At 63.2% G+C, this 14267-nt stretch carries 12 protein-coding genes, 1 other RNA gene and 1 pseudogene; 6 read left to right on the top strand and 8 right to left on the bottom strand.

The features are described 5' to 3' along the window. The 3 genes from rnpB to I6F35_RS29665 all read left to right on the top strand — a co-directional run. Positions 1–310: RNase P RNA component class A (gene rnpB, locus I6F35_RS29675), an RNA gene on the top strand; the annotation flags it as partial. A gap of 201 nt (positions 311–511) precedes the next feature. Then, entirely contained in the window at positions 512–1255 is a 744-nt protein-coding gene (locus I6F35_RS29670; RefSeq protein WP_225121204.1) for a sulfite exporter TauE/SafE family protein, read from the top strand. Between the two features lie 73 nt (positions 1256–1328). Then, a complete protein-coding gene (locus I6F35_RS29665) occupies positions 1329–2261 on the top strand; it encodes a DMT family transporter (RefSeq protein ID WP_225121202.1) in 933 nt (310 codons plus the stop codon). 6 nt (positions 2262–2267) lie between these two features. On the opposite strand, the gene I6F35_RS29660 is transcribed toward I6F35_RS29665, so the two are convergent. From I6F35_RS29660 to I6F35_RS29650, 3 genes are all read right to left on the bottom strand, one after another. After that, a complete protein-coding gene (locus I6F35_RS29660) occupies positions 2268–4070 on the bottom strand; it encodes an ABC transporter ATP-binding protein (RefSeq protein WP_225121201.1) in 1803 nt (600 codons plus the stop codon). Positions 4071–4439: 369 nt separating this feature from the next. After that, positions 4440–6029, bottom strand: coding sequence for a DHA2 family efflux MFS transporter permease subunit (locus I6F35_RS29655; protein WP_225121200.1), 1590 nt, complete (start codon positions 6027–6029; stop codon positions 4440–4442). A 42-nt stretch (positions 6030–6071) separates the two neighbouring features. Beyond that, positions 6072–7370 (bottom strand): HlyD family secretion protein, encoded by a 1299-nt coding sequence (locus I6F35_RS29650; protein WP_225121199.1) that lies wholly within the window; start codon positions 7368–7370, stop codon positions 6072–6074. Between the two features lie 183 nt (positions 7371–7553). On the opposite strand from I6F35_RS29650, the gene I6F35_RS29645 reads away from it, so the two are divergent. Next, positions 7554–8192, top strand: a complete 639-nt coding sequence (locus I6F35_RS29645) for a TetR/AcrR family transcriptional regulator (RefSeq protein WP_225121198.1) — start codon at positions 7554–7556, stop codon at positions 8190–8192. An 862-nt stretch (positions 8193–9054) separates the two neighbouring features. Here the strand turns inward: I6F35_RS29645 and I6F35_RS29640 are convergent. Next, the gene (locus tag I6F35_RS29640; protein ID WP_225121197.1) at positions 9055–10185 is read right to left on the bottom strand and encodes a glycosyltransferase family 4 protein; all 1131 of its coding nucleotides are present in this window, start codon (positions 10183–10185) and stop codon (positions 9055–9057) included. 308 nt (positions 10186–10493) lie between these two features. Between I6F35_RS29640 and I6F35_RS29635 the strand changes: the two genes are divergently transcribed. Further along, entirely contained in the window at positions 10494–10679 is a 186-nt protein-coding gene (locus tag I6F35_RS29635; protein ID WP_225121196.1) for a hypothetical protein, read from the top strand. 334 nt (positions 10680–11013) lie between these two features. On the opposite strand, the gene I6F35_RS29630 is transcribed toward I6F35_RS29635, so the two are convergent. Next, a complete protein-coding gene (locus I6F35_RS29630; protein ID WP_225121195.1) occupies positions 11014–11949 on the bottom strand; it encodes a cysteine synthase family protein in 936 nt (311 codons plus the stop codon). Between the two features lie 222 nt (positions 11950–12171). On the opposite strand from I6F35_RS29630, the pseudogene I6F35_RS29625 reads away from it, so the two are divergent. Further along, positions 12172–12372: pseudogene (locus tag I6F35_RS29625) on the top strand (transposase); the annotation flags it as partial. 106 nt (positions 12373–12478) lie between these two features. Here I6F35_RS29625 and I6F35_RS29620 read toward each other — a convergent pair. Genes I6F35_RS29620 through I6F35_RS29610 form a run of 3 tightly spaced genes read right to left on the bottom strand, consistent with a single transcriptional unit; the run spans position 12479 to position 14258 of the window. Continuing rightward, positions 12479–13210, bottom strand: a complete 732-nt coding sequence (locus tag I6F35_RS29620) for a hypothetical protein (protein ID WP_225121194.1) — start codon at positions 13208–13210, stop codon at positions 12479–12481. Then, entirely contained in the window at positions 13207–13623 is a 417-nt protein-coding gene (locus I6F35_RS29615) for a phage holin family protein (protein ID WP_225121193.1), read from the bottom strand. Before I6F35_RS29615 ends, I6F35_RS29620 begins: the two co-directional genes overlap by 4 nt. After that, on the bottom strand, positions 13620–14258 hold the full coding sequence (locus I6F35_RS29610) for a hypothetical protein (protein WP_225121192.1): 639 nt from the start codon (positions 14256–14258) through the stop codon (positions 13620–13622). The genes I6F35_RS29615 and I6F35_RS29610 overlap by 4 nt, the downstream gene beginning before the upstream one ends. Positions 14259–14267: the final 9 nt, after the last annotated feature.

Here is a 14267-nt window from a genome sequence, read left to right as displayed (position 1 = left end):
CACCCTGCCCTCCCCCGCTTGCGCGGGAGGGATGAAGGGAGGGGCAGCAAGGGTGAAAAGGTGCGGTAAGAGCGCACCGCGTTTCCGGCAACGGAAACGGCAGGGTAAACCCCACCGGGAGCAAAACCGAATAGGGACGGCAACGCGGATGGTTCGCGAAAGCGATAACGTCCGCAGGGCGATGTCAGGCCCCGCCGTCCGGGTAGGTTGCTCGAGGCCATCTGCGAAGATGGTCCCAGAGGAATGGCCGTCGCGTACCATTCGCGAGAATGGTGCCCTACAGAACCCGGCTTACAGGCCGGCTGATGTTCTTGGAAATGAGGGGTTCGGCGCAACACGCCGGACCCCTCGCCATTTTTGGCAGCTTCGCTTTGGCCGTCATTTCGGGGCGCATCGAAGATGCGAACCCCAATGACGTCGTCACGCAACGATCCGAAACAGCGGATTGCGATGGTACCCGCCGGGTTCGTCGTGTAGACGTCAGGCCAATGACAATGAGAACAAGACCATGATGGGCGGATTCGCCCTGGCGCTGCTGTTTGTCGGCGCGCTCGCCGGTGGTTTTGTATCCGGCCTCGCCGGCTTCGGCACCGCGCTGATGGCGCTGGGCATCTGGCTTTACGTAGCGCCGCCTGCGATTGCCGTACCCCTGGTCCTGATATGCTCGGTCGTCGGCCAGCTCTCGACCCTGCCCTCGATCTGGCGCTCGATCGATTTCAGGCTGGTCTGGCCGTTTGTGCTCGGCGGCCTCGCCGGCGTGCCGCTCGGCACGCTGCTGATCGCCCATGCCGATCCCAACACCTTCAAACTGACTATCGGCGTGCTGCTGTTGATCTTTCCCACCGCGTTTTATTTTCAACGCAGGCCGATGGCGATCAAGTTTGGCGGCAAGCCGTTCGACGGCGCCATCGGATTTGCCGGCGGCATCCTCGGCGGCCTGGCCGGCCTTTCCGGCCCGCTACCGATTCTTTGGGCCAGCGTGCGCGGCTGGAATAAAGAGCAGCGGCGCGGGATTTTCCAGACCTTCAATTTTACGGTGCTCGCGGCGGCGCTGTTGCTGCAGACGTTCGCCGGCTTCGTCACCAGGGAAGTCCTCGCGCTCGCGGTCGTGACCTTTCCGGCGACAGTGGCCGGCGCCTGGCTCGGCGCGCGAATCTATCATGCGCTGAACGACCGGAATTTCGCAAACATCGTGCTCGGGCTGTTGTTTCTGTCCGGCATCGGACTGGTGTCCAGCGGAATTGCTCCGAGATAGCGCCCGCATGGCTGCCATATGCACCGAGTAGATTGCTGTACGCAGGGCTGCAAAGCCGGTAACCACCTCTCTCATGTCCTCGTCCTCCTCGCGCGAACGTGTCGGCCTGTTGCTGGGCTTCATCGGCATGGCGATCTTCGGCGGCACGCTGCCGGCGACGCGGCTCGCGGTTGCGGAAATTGATCCGATTGCCCTGACCGCGGTTCGCACCGCAATCGCCGGCCTGTGCTCGCTCGCGCTGCTGCTTGTGCTGCGGCGGCCGCTGCCGCGGCGGGCGCTATGGCCGCAGCTTGTGCTGGTCATGCTGTGCGTCGCCATCCTGTTTCCGCTGCTGATGGCCGAGGGCATGCAGCGCGTTGATGCCTCCCATGGTGGCGTCGTGCTTGGCGTGCTGCCGATCGCGACGGCGCTGGTGGCTGTCGCCATTACCCACGAGCGGCCGCGACCCTTGTTCTGGGTCGCCGCCGTCGCGGGCGCCGCGCTGGTGATCGCCTTCGCGCTGCGCGGTGGCGGCGGCACATTGTCGGCGGGCGACCTCTTCCTGTTCGCTTCCGTTGCGGTGGCAGCTATTGGCTATGCCTTCTCCGGACGGCTCACCACAGAGATGCCAGGCTGGGAGGTCATCAGCTGGGTGCTGGTGATCGCGTTGCCGTTCGCGCTGCCGGCGGCTCTGCTGACGATGCCGGCCGATCCCTTGCACATCTCGCTGAGGCCGTGGCTTGGGCTGCTCTATGTCGCGCTGTTCTCGCAGTGGATCGGCTTCTTCGCCTGGAATGCCGGCATGGCGATGGGCGGGATCGCGCGGGTGTCGCAAGTCCAGTTGCTGCAGCCCTTCGTCACCTTCGTGCTCGCCGCGCTCTTCAACGGCGAGACGATCACCTTGCCGGTCGTGCTGTTCGCCGCCGCAGTGGTGGCGACGGTCGCGATCAGCGCGCGCACGCGAGGCCGAAAGCCTGTCGTTCCGGAGCCACGCGCAGCGCTCGTGCTGACGCGCGCCCCGGAATGACGGCGGCTACTCCGCCGCAGCGACCCGGCTGAACTCGGTCACCTGCCGCTCGAACAGGCTGCGATAGATGCCGCCCGGCCGCGCGGCAAGCGCGGCGTGGGTGCCCTGCTCGACGATCTCGCCGCGATCGAACACCAGGATGCGGTCCATGCCGCGTATCGTCGACAGCCGATGCGCGATCACGATCGAGGTGCGGTCCTTCATCAGCCGTTCCATCGCCTGCTGGATCAGCGCCTCCGATTCCGAGTCGAGACTCGAGGTCGCCTCGTCCAGGATCAGGATCGGCGCATCGGCGAGGAACGCACGCGCCAGCGCGACGCGCTGCCGCTCGCCGCCCGACAATTTGACGCCGCGTTCGCCGACCAGCGTGCCATAGCCCTTCGGCAGCCGCAGGATGAAGTCGTGCGCGTTGGCAAGCCGCGCCGCCTGTTCGATCGCCGCCATGCTGGCGCCGGGCCGGCCATAGGCGATGTTCTCCGCGAGCGAACGGTGGAACAGGATCGGCTCCTGCTGCACGATCGCGATCTGGCTGCGCAGCGACTGCTGCGTCGCCTTGGCGATGTCCTGGCCGTCGATCAGGATCCGTCCGCCGGAGACGTCATAGAGCCGCTGCACCAGCTTCACGAACGTGGTCTTGCCCGAGCCGGATCTGCCGACCAGGCCGACACGCTCGCCGGCACGGACGTCGATCGATAGCCCATCATAGAGCGGCGTGCGATGCCCGCCATAGAGGAAGGTGACGTTGTCGAACGTGATCCTTCCACCCTGGACGTCGATCGGCCTTGCGTCGGGCGCATCGACGATGCCGAGCGGCTCGCCGTGGATGGTGACGAGTTCCTCCATGTCGTTCACCGAACGCTGCAGGTTGTTGATGTGCATGCCGACGTCACGCAAGTAAGCGTGGATGACGTAATAGCTCGTCAGCACATAGGCGACGTCACCCGGCGAGGCGCGGCCGGCGAGCCACAGCAGGATGGCGCCACCGATCACCGACGCGCGGAAGCACAAGAGCACCGCGAGCTGCGCCATGTTGGTTGCGTTGTAGCGCAGCCAGGTGCGCAGCACTCGCCTGCGCCAGCGGCTGATGACGCCGGCGAGCCGCGCGTCCTCGCGCGCCTCCGCGCCGAACGATTTCACCACCGCGTTGCAGGTGAGCGCATCCGCCAGCGTGCCGCCGACCTTGGTGTCCCAGGCGTTGGAGACGCGCGCGGCCGGCGCAATATAATTCACCGAGAGCACGATGGTCATTGCAACATAGATCACCGCGCCGACACCGATCACGGCGCCGAGCACGGGCCAGTGCAGCCCGAGCAGGATCATCGAACCGACCAGCACCATCAGCGACGGCAACAGCGCCATCAGCACGGTGTCGTTGAGGAGGTCGATCGCCCACATGCCGCGGGTGATCTTGCGCACGGTCGAGCCGGCGAACGAATTGGCGTGCCAGTCGGTCGAGAACCGCTGTACCCGCGCGAACGCCTCGCGTGCCACATCCGACATCGTCGTCAGCGTGAACGGCACGATCGCCTGCAGCCCCGCGAAGCGCAGGACAATCGAAAGCAGCCCGAGCGCCACGATACCGCCGAACGCAACCATCGCCGCGCGCCGCCCCGCCTCATCCGAGGTGCCGAGCGTCAGGGCATCGACCAGATGGCCGGAATAGACCGGCATGAAGAGGTCGGCGACAGTGGCGCCGAGAAAGCCGACCAATACGGTCGTGGCGCGATAGGGCTGCTTCAGCCAGTGGCGGAAGGCAAACGGCAGCACGATGCGGATCGCGGCGGGACGTTTGCTGGTCGAAATGGTCATGGCGCAATCCGGCCGCGCTCGCCGCGCAGGCCGGCTCCATCTGAATTGACGCGCGACGGCGCAAAAGCGCGCGACACGGTCGTCGTTGAATGATCGGTAAGGTGTTGGAAAGCTTGAAGGAGCGGGACGTCAGTCCCGATCAACGCTGGCGGTCAACGGCGCGGCCACACAGCCAGCACGAACATCGGACAGGGGCGCGCGATCTGCGAATAAGCCGAAATCATGCAAATCTCCCCGGTTCGAGCGACAATGCGTTGCTTATAAATGCGCCGCGCCTGATTTGCAAGATGACAAAGCCGTGAGCGCCTGGAGCATGATCCGAAAAAGTGGAGACCGGTTTTCCGAAAAGATCATGCGCAAAACAAACAACTAATGTCCGCCACCGCCCGGCGCTACCACCGACGGCTTGTTCAGCAGAAGTACGAGAAGACTGAGCCCGACATAGAACACGGTCAGCATGAAGAAGGCGTCGCCATAGCCCATCACCGCGGCCTGGCGATGCACGATCTGCGACAATTGCTTCAGCGCCATCAGTGCGGAATCGCCCATGCCCTGCATGCGCTGGGTGAACATGTTCAGCGTCTCGACCGCCGTCGCATTGCCCCAATGCACGCGATCGTGCAGACGCGAGATGTGCAGGTCGGTGCGGTCGTTCAGCACCTGGTTGATGATGGCCAATCCCACCGCGCCGCCGAGGTTCCGCATCAGGTTGAACAGGCCGGAGGCGTTCTTGACCAGATGCGGCGCCAGGGTGCCGAGCGCGATATTGTTGGTCGGCACCATCGCGCACATCATGCCGATGCCGCGCAGGATTTGCGGCACCAAGAGTTCGTAGAAGTCATAGTCGCGGGTGATCCAGGTCATCTGCCAGGACCCGAGCGCGAAGACGACAAGGCCGAAGGCGATGATGTAACGCAGATCGACTTTCTGCATCAGCTTGCCGACCACCGGGGCCATCAGGAACATCGTGATGCCGGAGACGAACATGGTCTCGCCGATCATCAGCGCGCTATAGCCGCGGACCTCCGCCAGATAACGCGGATAGATATAGGTCAGGCCGTAGAGGCCGATGCCGATGCAGAACTGCAGCACGCAGCCGATCGCGAAATTGCGGTTGCCGAAGGTCCTGAGATCGACGATCGGCTCGTCGACCGTGAATACGCGCCAGAAGAAGGCGATCGCGGAGACGAAGCAGACCGCGGCGAAGATCGCAACCGACGTGTCCTGCAGCCATTCATATTGAGGCCCCTCCTCCAGCACATATTCCAGCGAGCCGAGGAAGCCGGCCATGAACAACAGGCCCCACCAGTCGAAGCGCTCGAGCAATGCGAAATTCGGCTGGTCGAAATCGATCAGCGCCAGCACGCCAAGCGTGATGCCGATGCCGGGCACGATGTTGATGAAGAACAGCCAGTGCCACGACATCAGGTCCGTGATGTAGCCGCCGACCGTCGGACCCACGGTCGGCGCCAGCGTTGCGACGAGGCCAATGATCGGCGCGACGATGTGGAATTTCGAGCGCGGAAAGATCGTGTAGGCCGAGGCGAACACGGTCGGGATCATGCCCGCGCCCAGGAATCCCTGCAGCGCGCGCCAGAGAATCATCTGCTCGATCGACGAGGCAAAACCGCACAGGAAGCTCGAGACGGTGAAGCCGAAGGCGGAGATCGCAAACAACAGCCGCGTGCCGAGCGCGCGCGACAGGAAGCCGGACAAGGGAATCGCGATGACCTCGGCGATCAGATAGGCCGTCTGCACCCAGGCCACTTCGCTCGTGCTTGCCGAGAGGCCAGCCTGGATGTCAGCGAGCGAGGCCGAGACGATCTGGATGTCCAGGATCGACATGAACATCCCGAACACCATGATGACGAAGGCGACCACCCGCTTCGGCTCGATGCGCTCCTCAGGAGCCGCCGCGGCATTCATCATGTTCGGCGAAGCGGTGGTGGCGTCGGCCATGTCTGCTCACCTGCGCCCGGATCTTCCTCCAGGCTCAAAGCATCACTGCGGATGGATCTTCATCGGTTCGTCGAGATCGGCATCGTTGTCCGCGTCCGCGGCGCCCTCGCGGGTATCCACGGTCGTGTAGACCGACATGCCGGCGCGCAGCAGATTCTGCCGCGCGACGCTCTTCGGCACACGGATCCGGACCGGCAACCGCTGCACGATCTTGGTGAAATTGCCGGTCGCGTTGTCCGGCGGCAGCAGCGTGAACACCGAGCCCGCGGCCGGCGAAATGCTGTCGACTACGCCCTTGAACTTGCGGTGGCCGTAGGCGTCGACGGAGATCGTCACCGGCTGGCCGGGACGGATGCGCTTGAGCTGGGTCTCTTTATAGTTGGCGTCGATGAAGACGTCGTCGAGCGGCACGACGTTGCCGAGCCGCTGGCCGGCCTGGATGAAGTCGCCGACATTGACGAGGCGGTTGGAGAAGGTGCCGTCCACCGGAGCGCGCACCGTGGCGAAATCGAGGTCGCGCGCGGCCTTGGCGAGCTGGGTCTGCAATTCCGCGAGCGTGGCGCGGGCCTCGTTCTGCTGCGCCTTGGTCACCTCGACATTATCGCGCGCGGCGTCATAGGCGGCCTGCGCCGACTTCACCGCGGCGACGCCCTGATCGCGGCTCGCCTCGGACACTTCGAAGGTGGCACGCGAGGCGAAGCCCTTGGTGTTCAGCGCCTGCTGGCGATCGAAATCGAGTCCGGCGCGTTTCAGGTTCGCTTCGGCGGAGGCGAGCTGCGCCTGGGCTTGCTCCACCGCGCTTTCGAGCGCGGTGACCTGGCGGCCGATGCGCTCGATGGTCGCCTCCTGTGTGGCGATCCTGCTGCGCGCTGAGTCGACCGCGATCCGGTAGTCGCCGTCGTCGATCCGGAAGATCACCTCGCCGGCGCGAACGATCGCGTTGTCGGCGGGCAGGATCGCCGCCAGATGCCCTGAGACGCGCGCGCCGAGCATGGTATTGTTGGCGCGGACATAAGCGTCGTCGGTCGAGATATAGAAGCGTCCGGCCACGAACCAGTAGACGCCATAGCCGATGGCGGCGAGTGCGAGCAGGCCGAGCACGCCCATCATGACGAATTTGCGCTTGGCGGGTTTTGGCGCGGCGGCAGCGGTTTGCGCCGGCGCCGGCTGCTCCGGCGCAGGCGCGGCTGGTGTTTCGGCAGGCTGGCGCTTGGCTTCTTCGGGAGAAGGGCCGCGAAGCTGCTCTGCCGGCTGAACAGATGAGTCGCGCGTAGCGTTGCCCTCGATCGCCTCCGGCTCGGAGCGAACGATGCGTGCAGCCTGATCTCTCGCCGCGGCCATGGCCGGACTCCTCACTTCCCCGTCACGACGCAAGCGAGCCTAGCGGCCGGTGCGGCATCGTGTCTTTACATCTATCATTGACCGAACGGTTCGGTCAAGTTACCTTGCTTTGGAGGAACCCTAAGGAGAAAATCGCTTCCGGACAGTACCCCGGATTGAAATGTTCTCCGAGAGGCTAAACCAATGGTTGCAGTCGGTACATCCCTTCTTCAGATCACTGCCGAGGAGGACTCCTCCAAGCGCCGGCAGATCCTCGACGGCGCCCGCAAGGTATTCCTGGAATTGGGTTTCGACGGCGCCAGCATGGGCGAGATCGCCCGCGCCGCCGGGGTCTCCAAGGGCACGCTCTATGTCTATTTCGACGACAAATGCCGGCTGTTCGAAGCGATCGTCGAAGAAGAGAAGATCGAGCAGAGCAAGACCGCTTTCAACTTCGATCCGGCCCGCGACGTCGATACCACGCTGCCCGAATTCGGGCGCGCCTATATCGCGCTGTTGTGCCGCCCCGGCGGTGGCTCGGCGATCCGCACGGTGATGGCGATCGCCGAGCGGATGCCTGAGGTCGGCAGCCGGTTCTACGAACAGGTGATCGCGAACAACGTCAGGCGCTTTGCGACCTATCTCGAAGCGCGCGCCGCGCACGGCGAACTCGTGATCGACAATTTCGAGCTCGCCGCCTGGCAATTCATGCAGATGTGCCAGGCGACGCTGTTTCAGGCTTTCATCTTCCAGGCCAAGCCCTCTCCCTCGCCTGACCAGATCGCCACCGTCGTCGACAGCGCAACGCGGGTGTTTTTGGCCGCATATCGGAAGAAGGCGTAGATTCCCGTACCTACCCGTAGCCGCAGGCAGATGTGTGACGCGAGCAAGCAGTTACAGCTTCGCACATCATGATCTCATCTCTTTGTTTGAGCATGATCTTTTCGGAAAACCGGTTTCCACTTTTCCGGATCATGCTCTAGCTATGGATCCCGGGGTCCCGGCTACGCCCAAGGGCTTCACGCAAGCCTGGGACGGCGCGGGGAGATCACCATTCAAATGTCAAGCAGCGAGAGGGTGTGGGTCCGCATCCTCGCGGCGCGTTGCGTCCGAGCTTTGCGTCTCGTTTCGCCCTCTCGTCATACAGAGGGCGCAGGGAAAGCCGGGTGCCGGTTGCACCCGTGGGCCCCGTGCAACAAAAAGCACGGGGGTAGGACCACAGGTCAACCGAAGCAACTCCGGCTTTCCCTGCGCGATGGTTTACAGGCTTACTTCGCGCTCTTCCCGGTGACCGGGCTTTCTTGCCACCGTCGCCCGCAGACTATCTCTACGAACTTAGCGCCAGCGTCGGGGCGCCAGAACCACACGACTTCGCCGTCCGCGAATGTTGCGTTCGTCGTTCGCAACAGCCGCGTCCACCGCATCTCACCGCAACGTTCGTGACGATCGCGAGCCGCCCCTCATCCGCGTGAGACGCGCGGAGTCATAATGCTGATTTGCCCGACGGGTTAAGTGATTTATTTTTGCGCGAAGGTCTGGACAGACTTTTGGCCTGATTTGCCCGTCGGGTTGTTTTGTCGCACTCACTGCATCGAAATTGTCGTTGCGAGCCGAGCGGAGCATAGCGCCGCAAATCGAGGCATGGATTGCTCCGCCTGCGCTCGCAACGACGATTGCGGTCGCGGCGCGGGGTGATCCGCGCGCCTCAGGAGAGTTCGCGCTGAATGGAGCTCATTGCCGTCTCTCGCGTGTGCCCGTTGCTGACGACGGCGCGCGCCGCGACAGCGGACGCATGAACCTTTGGCGCCGCCGGCTTGCGCAGCTTCTGATAGATCTTCAGATACTGCATCGCCATCTGCGCCGAGGAGAAGCGCTCCTCGAAGCGGGCGCGAACGGCCTTGCGATCGAGTGCCAACACCGCGGGAAGGGCGGCAACCGCCTCGTCAATGCTCGAGACAATGCGGCCCGTCAGGCCGTCCTCGATGATCTCGGGCACCGAGCCGCAGCGGAAGGCAAGCACCGGCGTGCCGCAAGCCATGGCCTCGATCATCACGAGCCCAAAGGGCTCCGGCCAATCGATCGGAAACAGCAACGCGGCCGCCTGCCCCAGAAATTCGCCCTTTGAAGCCTCGTTGATCTCGCCGATATACTCGATCTGCTTTCCATCGATCATCGGCGCGATCACGTCGCGGAAATAGGCTGCGTCCACCTTGTCAACCTTGGCGGCGATCTTCAGCGGCAGGCCGGACCTGCGCGCGATTTCGATGGCGCGGTCCGGCCGCTTCTCCGGCGAGATGCGACCGAGGAAAGCCAGATAGCCGCCCTTTGGAGCGAAGGTCGGCTTGTGCAGATCAAGGGGCAGGCCATGATGGACTGTGCCGGCAAAGGTCGCCCTCGGCAATGGCGCCCGCTGCGCATTCGAGATCGAGACCAGCGGCATGTCCGGAAAGCGGAGATAGAGCGGCATGTGATCCTGAAGATCCTGCCTGCCATGCAGCGTCGTCAGGCTGCGGGCGGCGTCGCCCCGGAACAGCGGAAAGTGCATATAGTCGATATGGAAGTGCAGGATGTCGAAATCGTCGGCCCGCTCGCGCACCTTGTCGAGCATCACCATGATATGCGGGACGGGATCACGAACATCCGGGTCGAGACGCAATGCCCGGGGCGCGCAGGCCACGAGCTCTGCCGATGTGATGGAGTCTCCACTTGCAAACAGGGTCACCTCATGGCCCTGCCTGACCAGTTCTTCAGTCAGATACGAGACCACTCGCTCTGTCCCGCCATAAAGCCTTGGCGGCACGCTTTCGAATAGCGGAGCAATCTGCGCGATTTTCATCCTTCCTTTCCTCCGTTTCGCAGTCTGCGTCGAGCCGCCAGGCAGCACTTGAAATTTCGCGAAACTGCCTCTCAGGCCCGGCGGAGATAAAATTGGTTTGCGTCACGTAACGCGCAAGAGGTCTGGAAAGCCAGAAGCCGCTTGTATTTTCATCATCATGCGTAGGACCCGCGCATCCTCAGTCGTCTGCACGGCCGGGGCGGTCTTGCGCGCAGTCGAGCACAAAGAGCCTCACCCGCGATGAATTGGCGAGGAACCAAAATCCGGGATCAGACGTTCTCAGCATCCGCGAAGAGGGGGGCAAGGAGATGAACGAATTCCGGGATCTGGTAAGCGCAATGTTTGCGCTGGTATGCGCGGCCGTGATGCTGATCGGGAGCCAGCTCTTGCTCGAACGCAGCACCGTGGAAATTGATACCATCAATCCGGTTGCACAGACGTCAAGAACCAACTCGCCCGAGGCCAAACGGCTTGTCGCGTCGCACGAACGGTGATGCAGAGGGCGGCCACCAAGCCGGCTATTGAACGCGTTTCAAAACGGCTCGCTTTACCCGCGCCACACGGGGCTCAAGTCGTCGCACCGGCGATAGAAGATTTTCTACTAGAGCATTTTCGGTTCTGATTGAATCAGAACCGAAGCTCTAGATTCTTGTTTTGAGGCGTTTTCTTCACGCGAACCGGTATCCACTTCGCTCGAAAACGCTCTAGGCCGTGTACCCATAAACCCCGCGGCCTGATGCGACGAAGACTAGGTCCTCTTTGCTCGGTTACCGACCGAGGCCATGCGGCAACGCTATATGTCGCGAAGGGCCACCCCCCACTGCGGGCTCAGTATTTCATCCCCGTGTCGCAGAGCACTGTTACCGCATTCGCGTCGGCTGCTAACCGCCCAGACGACAAAAGCGCAACGGTCGCACACACGTTTGCAGCGGCCGAGTAACCCACATGTAAACCTTCCTTTGTCGCAAGTAGCCGACGCCACCGCTCGACTTCCTCATCGGTCACGGGAATGGACAGGTCCATTTGACTGCCAATCCAGTGCGGGGGCACGCTGCCATAGCTGGTGCCCTGGATGAGGTGGCGGTGTCGAGTGATCGGCAGACCTGCAAGAGGCTGACAGCCTTCTGGCTCGACGGCGGCGCAGATCACGCGGGGATTGCGCTCTCGCAGAGCCGCAGCCACTCCGAGGAATGTCGCACCCGTGCCCACTGCAGCGACCCAAGCATCGACCCGCCCAGAGGACTGCTCCCAAATTTCGGGGCCGGTCGTCTCCCGATGGGCCTGCACACCCTCCGAAGCGTGGAACTGATCGACGTAATAGCCGCGCCGCTCCGTCGCAATGCGCTGCGCTGCATCTGCCGCTGCGTTCACATCAGCCCCGGTCACTTGCCCTGGTGCTCCGTCCACCTGAGGCACCAGCACGACCTCGGCACCGAGCGCCTCGAGCATCCGCGCACGCTGTGGGCTGTTCCCAGCCGACATGGTGACCACGAGTGGATGTCCCAATGCCGCGCATGCCACCGCGAGGCCGGCTCCCATGTTGCCGCTGGTCATCTCCACGACGGAGGCTCCTGGGGCCAACCGCCCATCCTCGCGCGCGGCGAGTACAATGGCTCTAGCTGCGCGATCTTTGACGCTGCCGCCGGGTTGCATGAACTCGGCCTTCGCAAGCAGGCGACCGGGTCCATTGTGGATGCGGTCGAGGGCGATCAGGGGCGTGCGGCCGATCAGATCAAGAGCGGAAAGTGTGACCTTTAAGGACAAGGGTCGGCTCGGCAATTGATGCAATCAGAGGACGTTATCAAGCAGTTCCAGCTTTTGGAAGGCAGCCCCTCATCTGCCGAACGAGCGGAGGTCCGCTTTGGGTTCATTTTCGACGGTTCGGCGCGGATTGTCGGTTGGTTGATGTCCGCTTCCGCCCGCAAGCGCTGCAGCGGGGCTGGGCCAGGAGCGTTGCGCGCGGCCAGACCGCCGTGCGCATGGGCCAACATCCCGCCGAAGAGCAATCGCAGCAATCCGATCTGCTTCAGCCCGTATCTCTACCGCGCTCGCAACCGGGTCGAGCGGTTCTTCAACAGGATCAAACAATGTCGTCGCGTGGCGACGCGCTACGACAGGCTTGCCGCCAACTCCCTCGCCTTCGTTCAGCTTGCGTCAATCAGGCTATGGCTGCACGCTAGAGCATGATCCGGAAAAGTGGAGACCGGTTTTCCGAAAAGATCATGCTCAAACAGAGAGCTGGAGCGGGATGACGATTCGAAGAAAAGTCATCACGCTCTAATGAGTCCGCGGCCTAGCGCGTCTTCACCGTTTCATGAGCAGCGTCCACCGCGCTTCGACCGACCTCCTTCAGCCGCTCAACGGTTTCGGCACCAGCCTCATTGAGGTCGGACTTGACGGTATCAGCGGCTTCGCGGACGCTTTGCGATACCGCATCAGCTCGGGTCTCCAAATCCGATTTGACGGTGTCGCTGAGTTCACCGAGCCATGTGTTCTCAGCGTCGGACGTCCGCAGCGCGCCCGCAACAGCGGCGCCGATCGCGACACCGACAGCCCCCAGCACCAGCGGCTGCCTCTCAAGCAGGTCGGATAGTGATGACTGCGCGCGGTCGATTGCCTCCTTCCCAGGAAGCGCCGCGCGAAACTTGTCCAGATTATCTCGCGCATAGTCGACGCCTTCGTCGAAGCGATGTTTTACCATGTCGGCGCTTCCTGACACGGCCTCGGCCGCTGTGCTCGCTCCCTCTTGGTGTCTGCGATTGAGCCCGGACATCGTTTCGTTATCCATCTCGGGCGCGGTGGGTGGTGCGGTGTGCTCGAATACAGATGCTGCACCCCGCACTTTGCGGGCCGCCGTCCCCGCGGCTGGTGAGGCCGTCGCGGTTACCGAAGCGACGGCTTTTTTCAGCCGGTCATCACCCATCAACAGCCAGAGAGCCCCGCCTCCGACGAGAGCGGCAGCCAGGGGGTTTTCGCGTGCTGCCGACCTCAAGCTGTCGATGAAACCTGGTCGTGTCTCACTCATCGCACCATTCCCTTCACAGCGTCCTTGTCTCGTTCGAGCTGGCGCATCGTCTCCCGCGGCGCCAAACGACGCGGAGCGAGCCGATTGATGCCGACCGCGAACAGGACAGCGGCGATAACCGCTGCCAGAAACGCCGAGAGCAGATATGACACGGGCTGCGACCATCCGGCCGCGATCAATGCCGCCGCCAATGCCATCAGAGCCAGCACGATTGCCGGCATCACCAGGATGGCACCTCCTGCGATGAAGCCGATCGCGAGCCCGACATGCTGCACCTTCTCGCCAAGTTCAGCCTTGGCGAGATCGACTTCGTTCTGGAACAGCTTGGCGAATTGCGAGAGCGCATCGCCCATCAGGCCTGATATCGCCCTGAGATCGTTTTGAGTGCCTCGGAGATCGCCTTGAATACTCATGACATGCCGCCAGGTTTCGAGGATATCGCTTCATCCCAATTGCGGGGCGGCCGTGCAGAGGGCCGGTTCCAGGATTCATCAGACCTAGACGAGGTCTGACGAGCCGTGCCTTCCCATCGGGCGGACGAAGACCGGTCACCGGACGCCTTGAGGAAGCGGACTGCCGCAAAGCCGGCGAGTACCGAAATGCCAAGAAAAGCGGTCGGTCGCCGCCTGGCGAAATCTGTCGCACTGTCGACCAGATCGCCGAAGCTTCCATTGCGAATCTTATCCGCGGTCTCATCGACGTAATCGGCTGCTGAGTTGATGCCTCGCGCAGCGAACGGCGTATCGGCCTCGAAGGCACGAGCGGCCTCACGGATGTGGTCGGCGAACCGCCCCATGAAGTCCGCTCCCGCGCGCTGTTGCCCACGGGCCTGCTCCTGGACGCGTTCCGCGGTGCCGCCAACAACCTCTTTCGCTGAATCAGCCGCCTCCTTGAACTTGTCGCGCGCGACGTCCGCTGAAGCGCGGAAGGCGTCGCCTGCCCGCTGCTTCATCTCGGTGCCAGCATCGGCTGCCTGGTCTTTCAAGCTCTCGTTCGTGGCTCGGTTCTCGGAAGAACCCGTGGGGGTAGAAACGTGTGGATCGCTCATAGCGGCCTC

Source organism: Bradyrhizobium sp. BRP22 (genome assembly GCF_020194175.1).
Lineage (GTDB): Bacteria > Pseudomonadota > Alphaproteobacteria > Rhizobiales > Xanthobacteraceae > Bradyrhizobium.
The sequence above is the reverse complement of the archived record's forward strand: the minus strand, read 5'-3'. Positions and strand labels throughout refer to the sequence as shown.

Coding starts and splice junctions, on each gene's coding strand:
- I6F35_RS29665 (WP_225121202.1), top strand. CDS start 1,329: ATGTCCTCGTCCTCCTCGCGCGAACGTGTCGGCCTGTTGCTGGGCTTC.
- I6F35_RS29615 (WP_225121193.1), bottom strand. CDS start 13,623: ATGAGTATTCAAGGCGATCTCCGAGGCACTCAAAACGATCTCAGGGCG.
- I6F35_RS29660 (WP_225121201.1), bottom strand. CDS start 4,070: ATGACCATTTCGACCAGCAAACGTCCCGCCGCGATCCGCATCGTGCTG.
- I6F35_RS29645 (WP_225121198.1), top strand. CDS start 7,554: ATGGTTGCAGTCGGTACATCCCTTCTTCAGATCACTGCCGAGGAGGAC.
- I6F35_RS29640 (WP_225121197.1), bottom strand. CDS start 10,185: ATGAAAATCGCGCAGATTGCTCCGCTATTCGAAAGCGTGCCGCCAAGG.
- I6F35_RS29620 (WP_225121194.1), bottom strand. CDS start 13,210: ATGAGTGAGACACGACCAGGTTTCATCGACAGCTTGAGGTCGGCAGCA.
- I6F35_RS29650 (WP_225121199.1), bottom strand. CDS start 7,370: ATGGCCGCGGCGAGAGATCAGGCTGCACGCATCGTTCGCTCCGAGCCG.
- I6F35_RS29635 (WP_225121196.1), top strand. CDS start 10,494: ATGAACGAATTCCGGGATCTGGTAAGCGCAATGTTTGCGCTGGTATGC.
- I6F35_RS29610 (WP_225121192.1), bottom strand. CDS start 14,258: ATGAGCGATCCACACGTTTCTACCCCCACGGGTTCTTCCGAGAACCGA.
- I6F35_RS29670 (WP_225121204.1), top strand. CDS start 512: ATGGGCGGATTCGCCCTGGCGCTGCTGTTTGTCGGCGCGCTCGCCGGT.
- I6F35_RS29655 (WP_225121200.1), bottom strand. CDS start 6,029: ATGGCCGACGCCACCACCGCTTCGCCGAACATGATGAATGCCGCGGCG.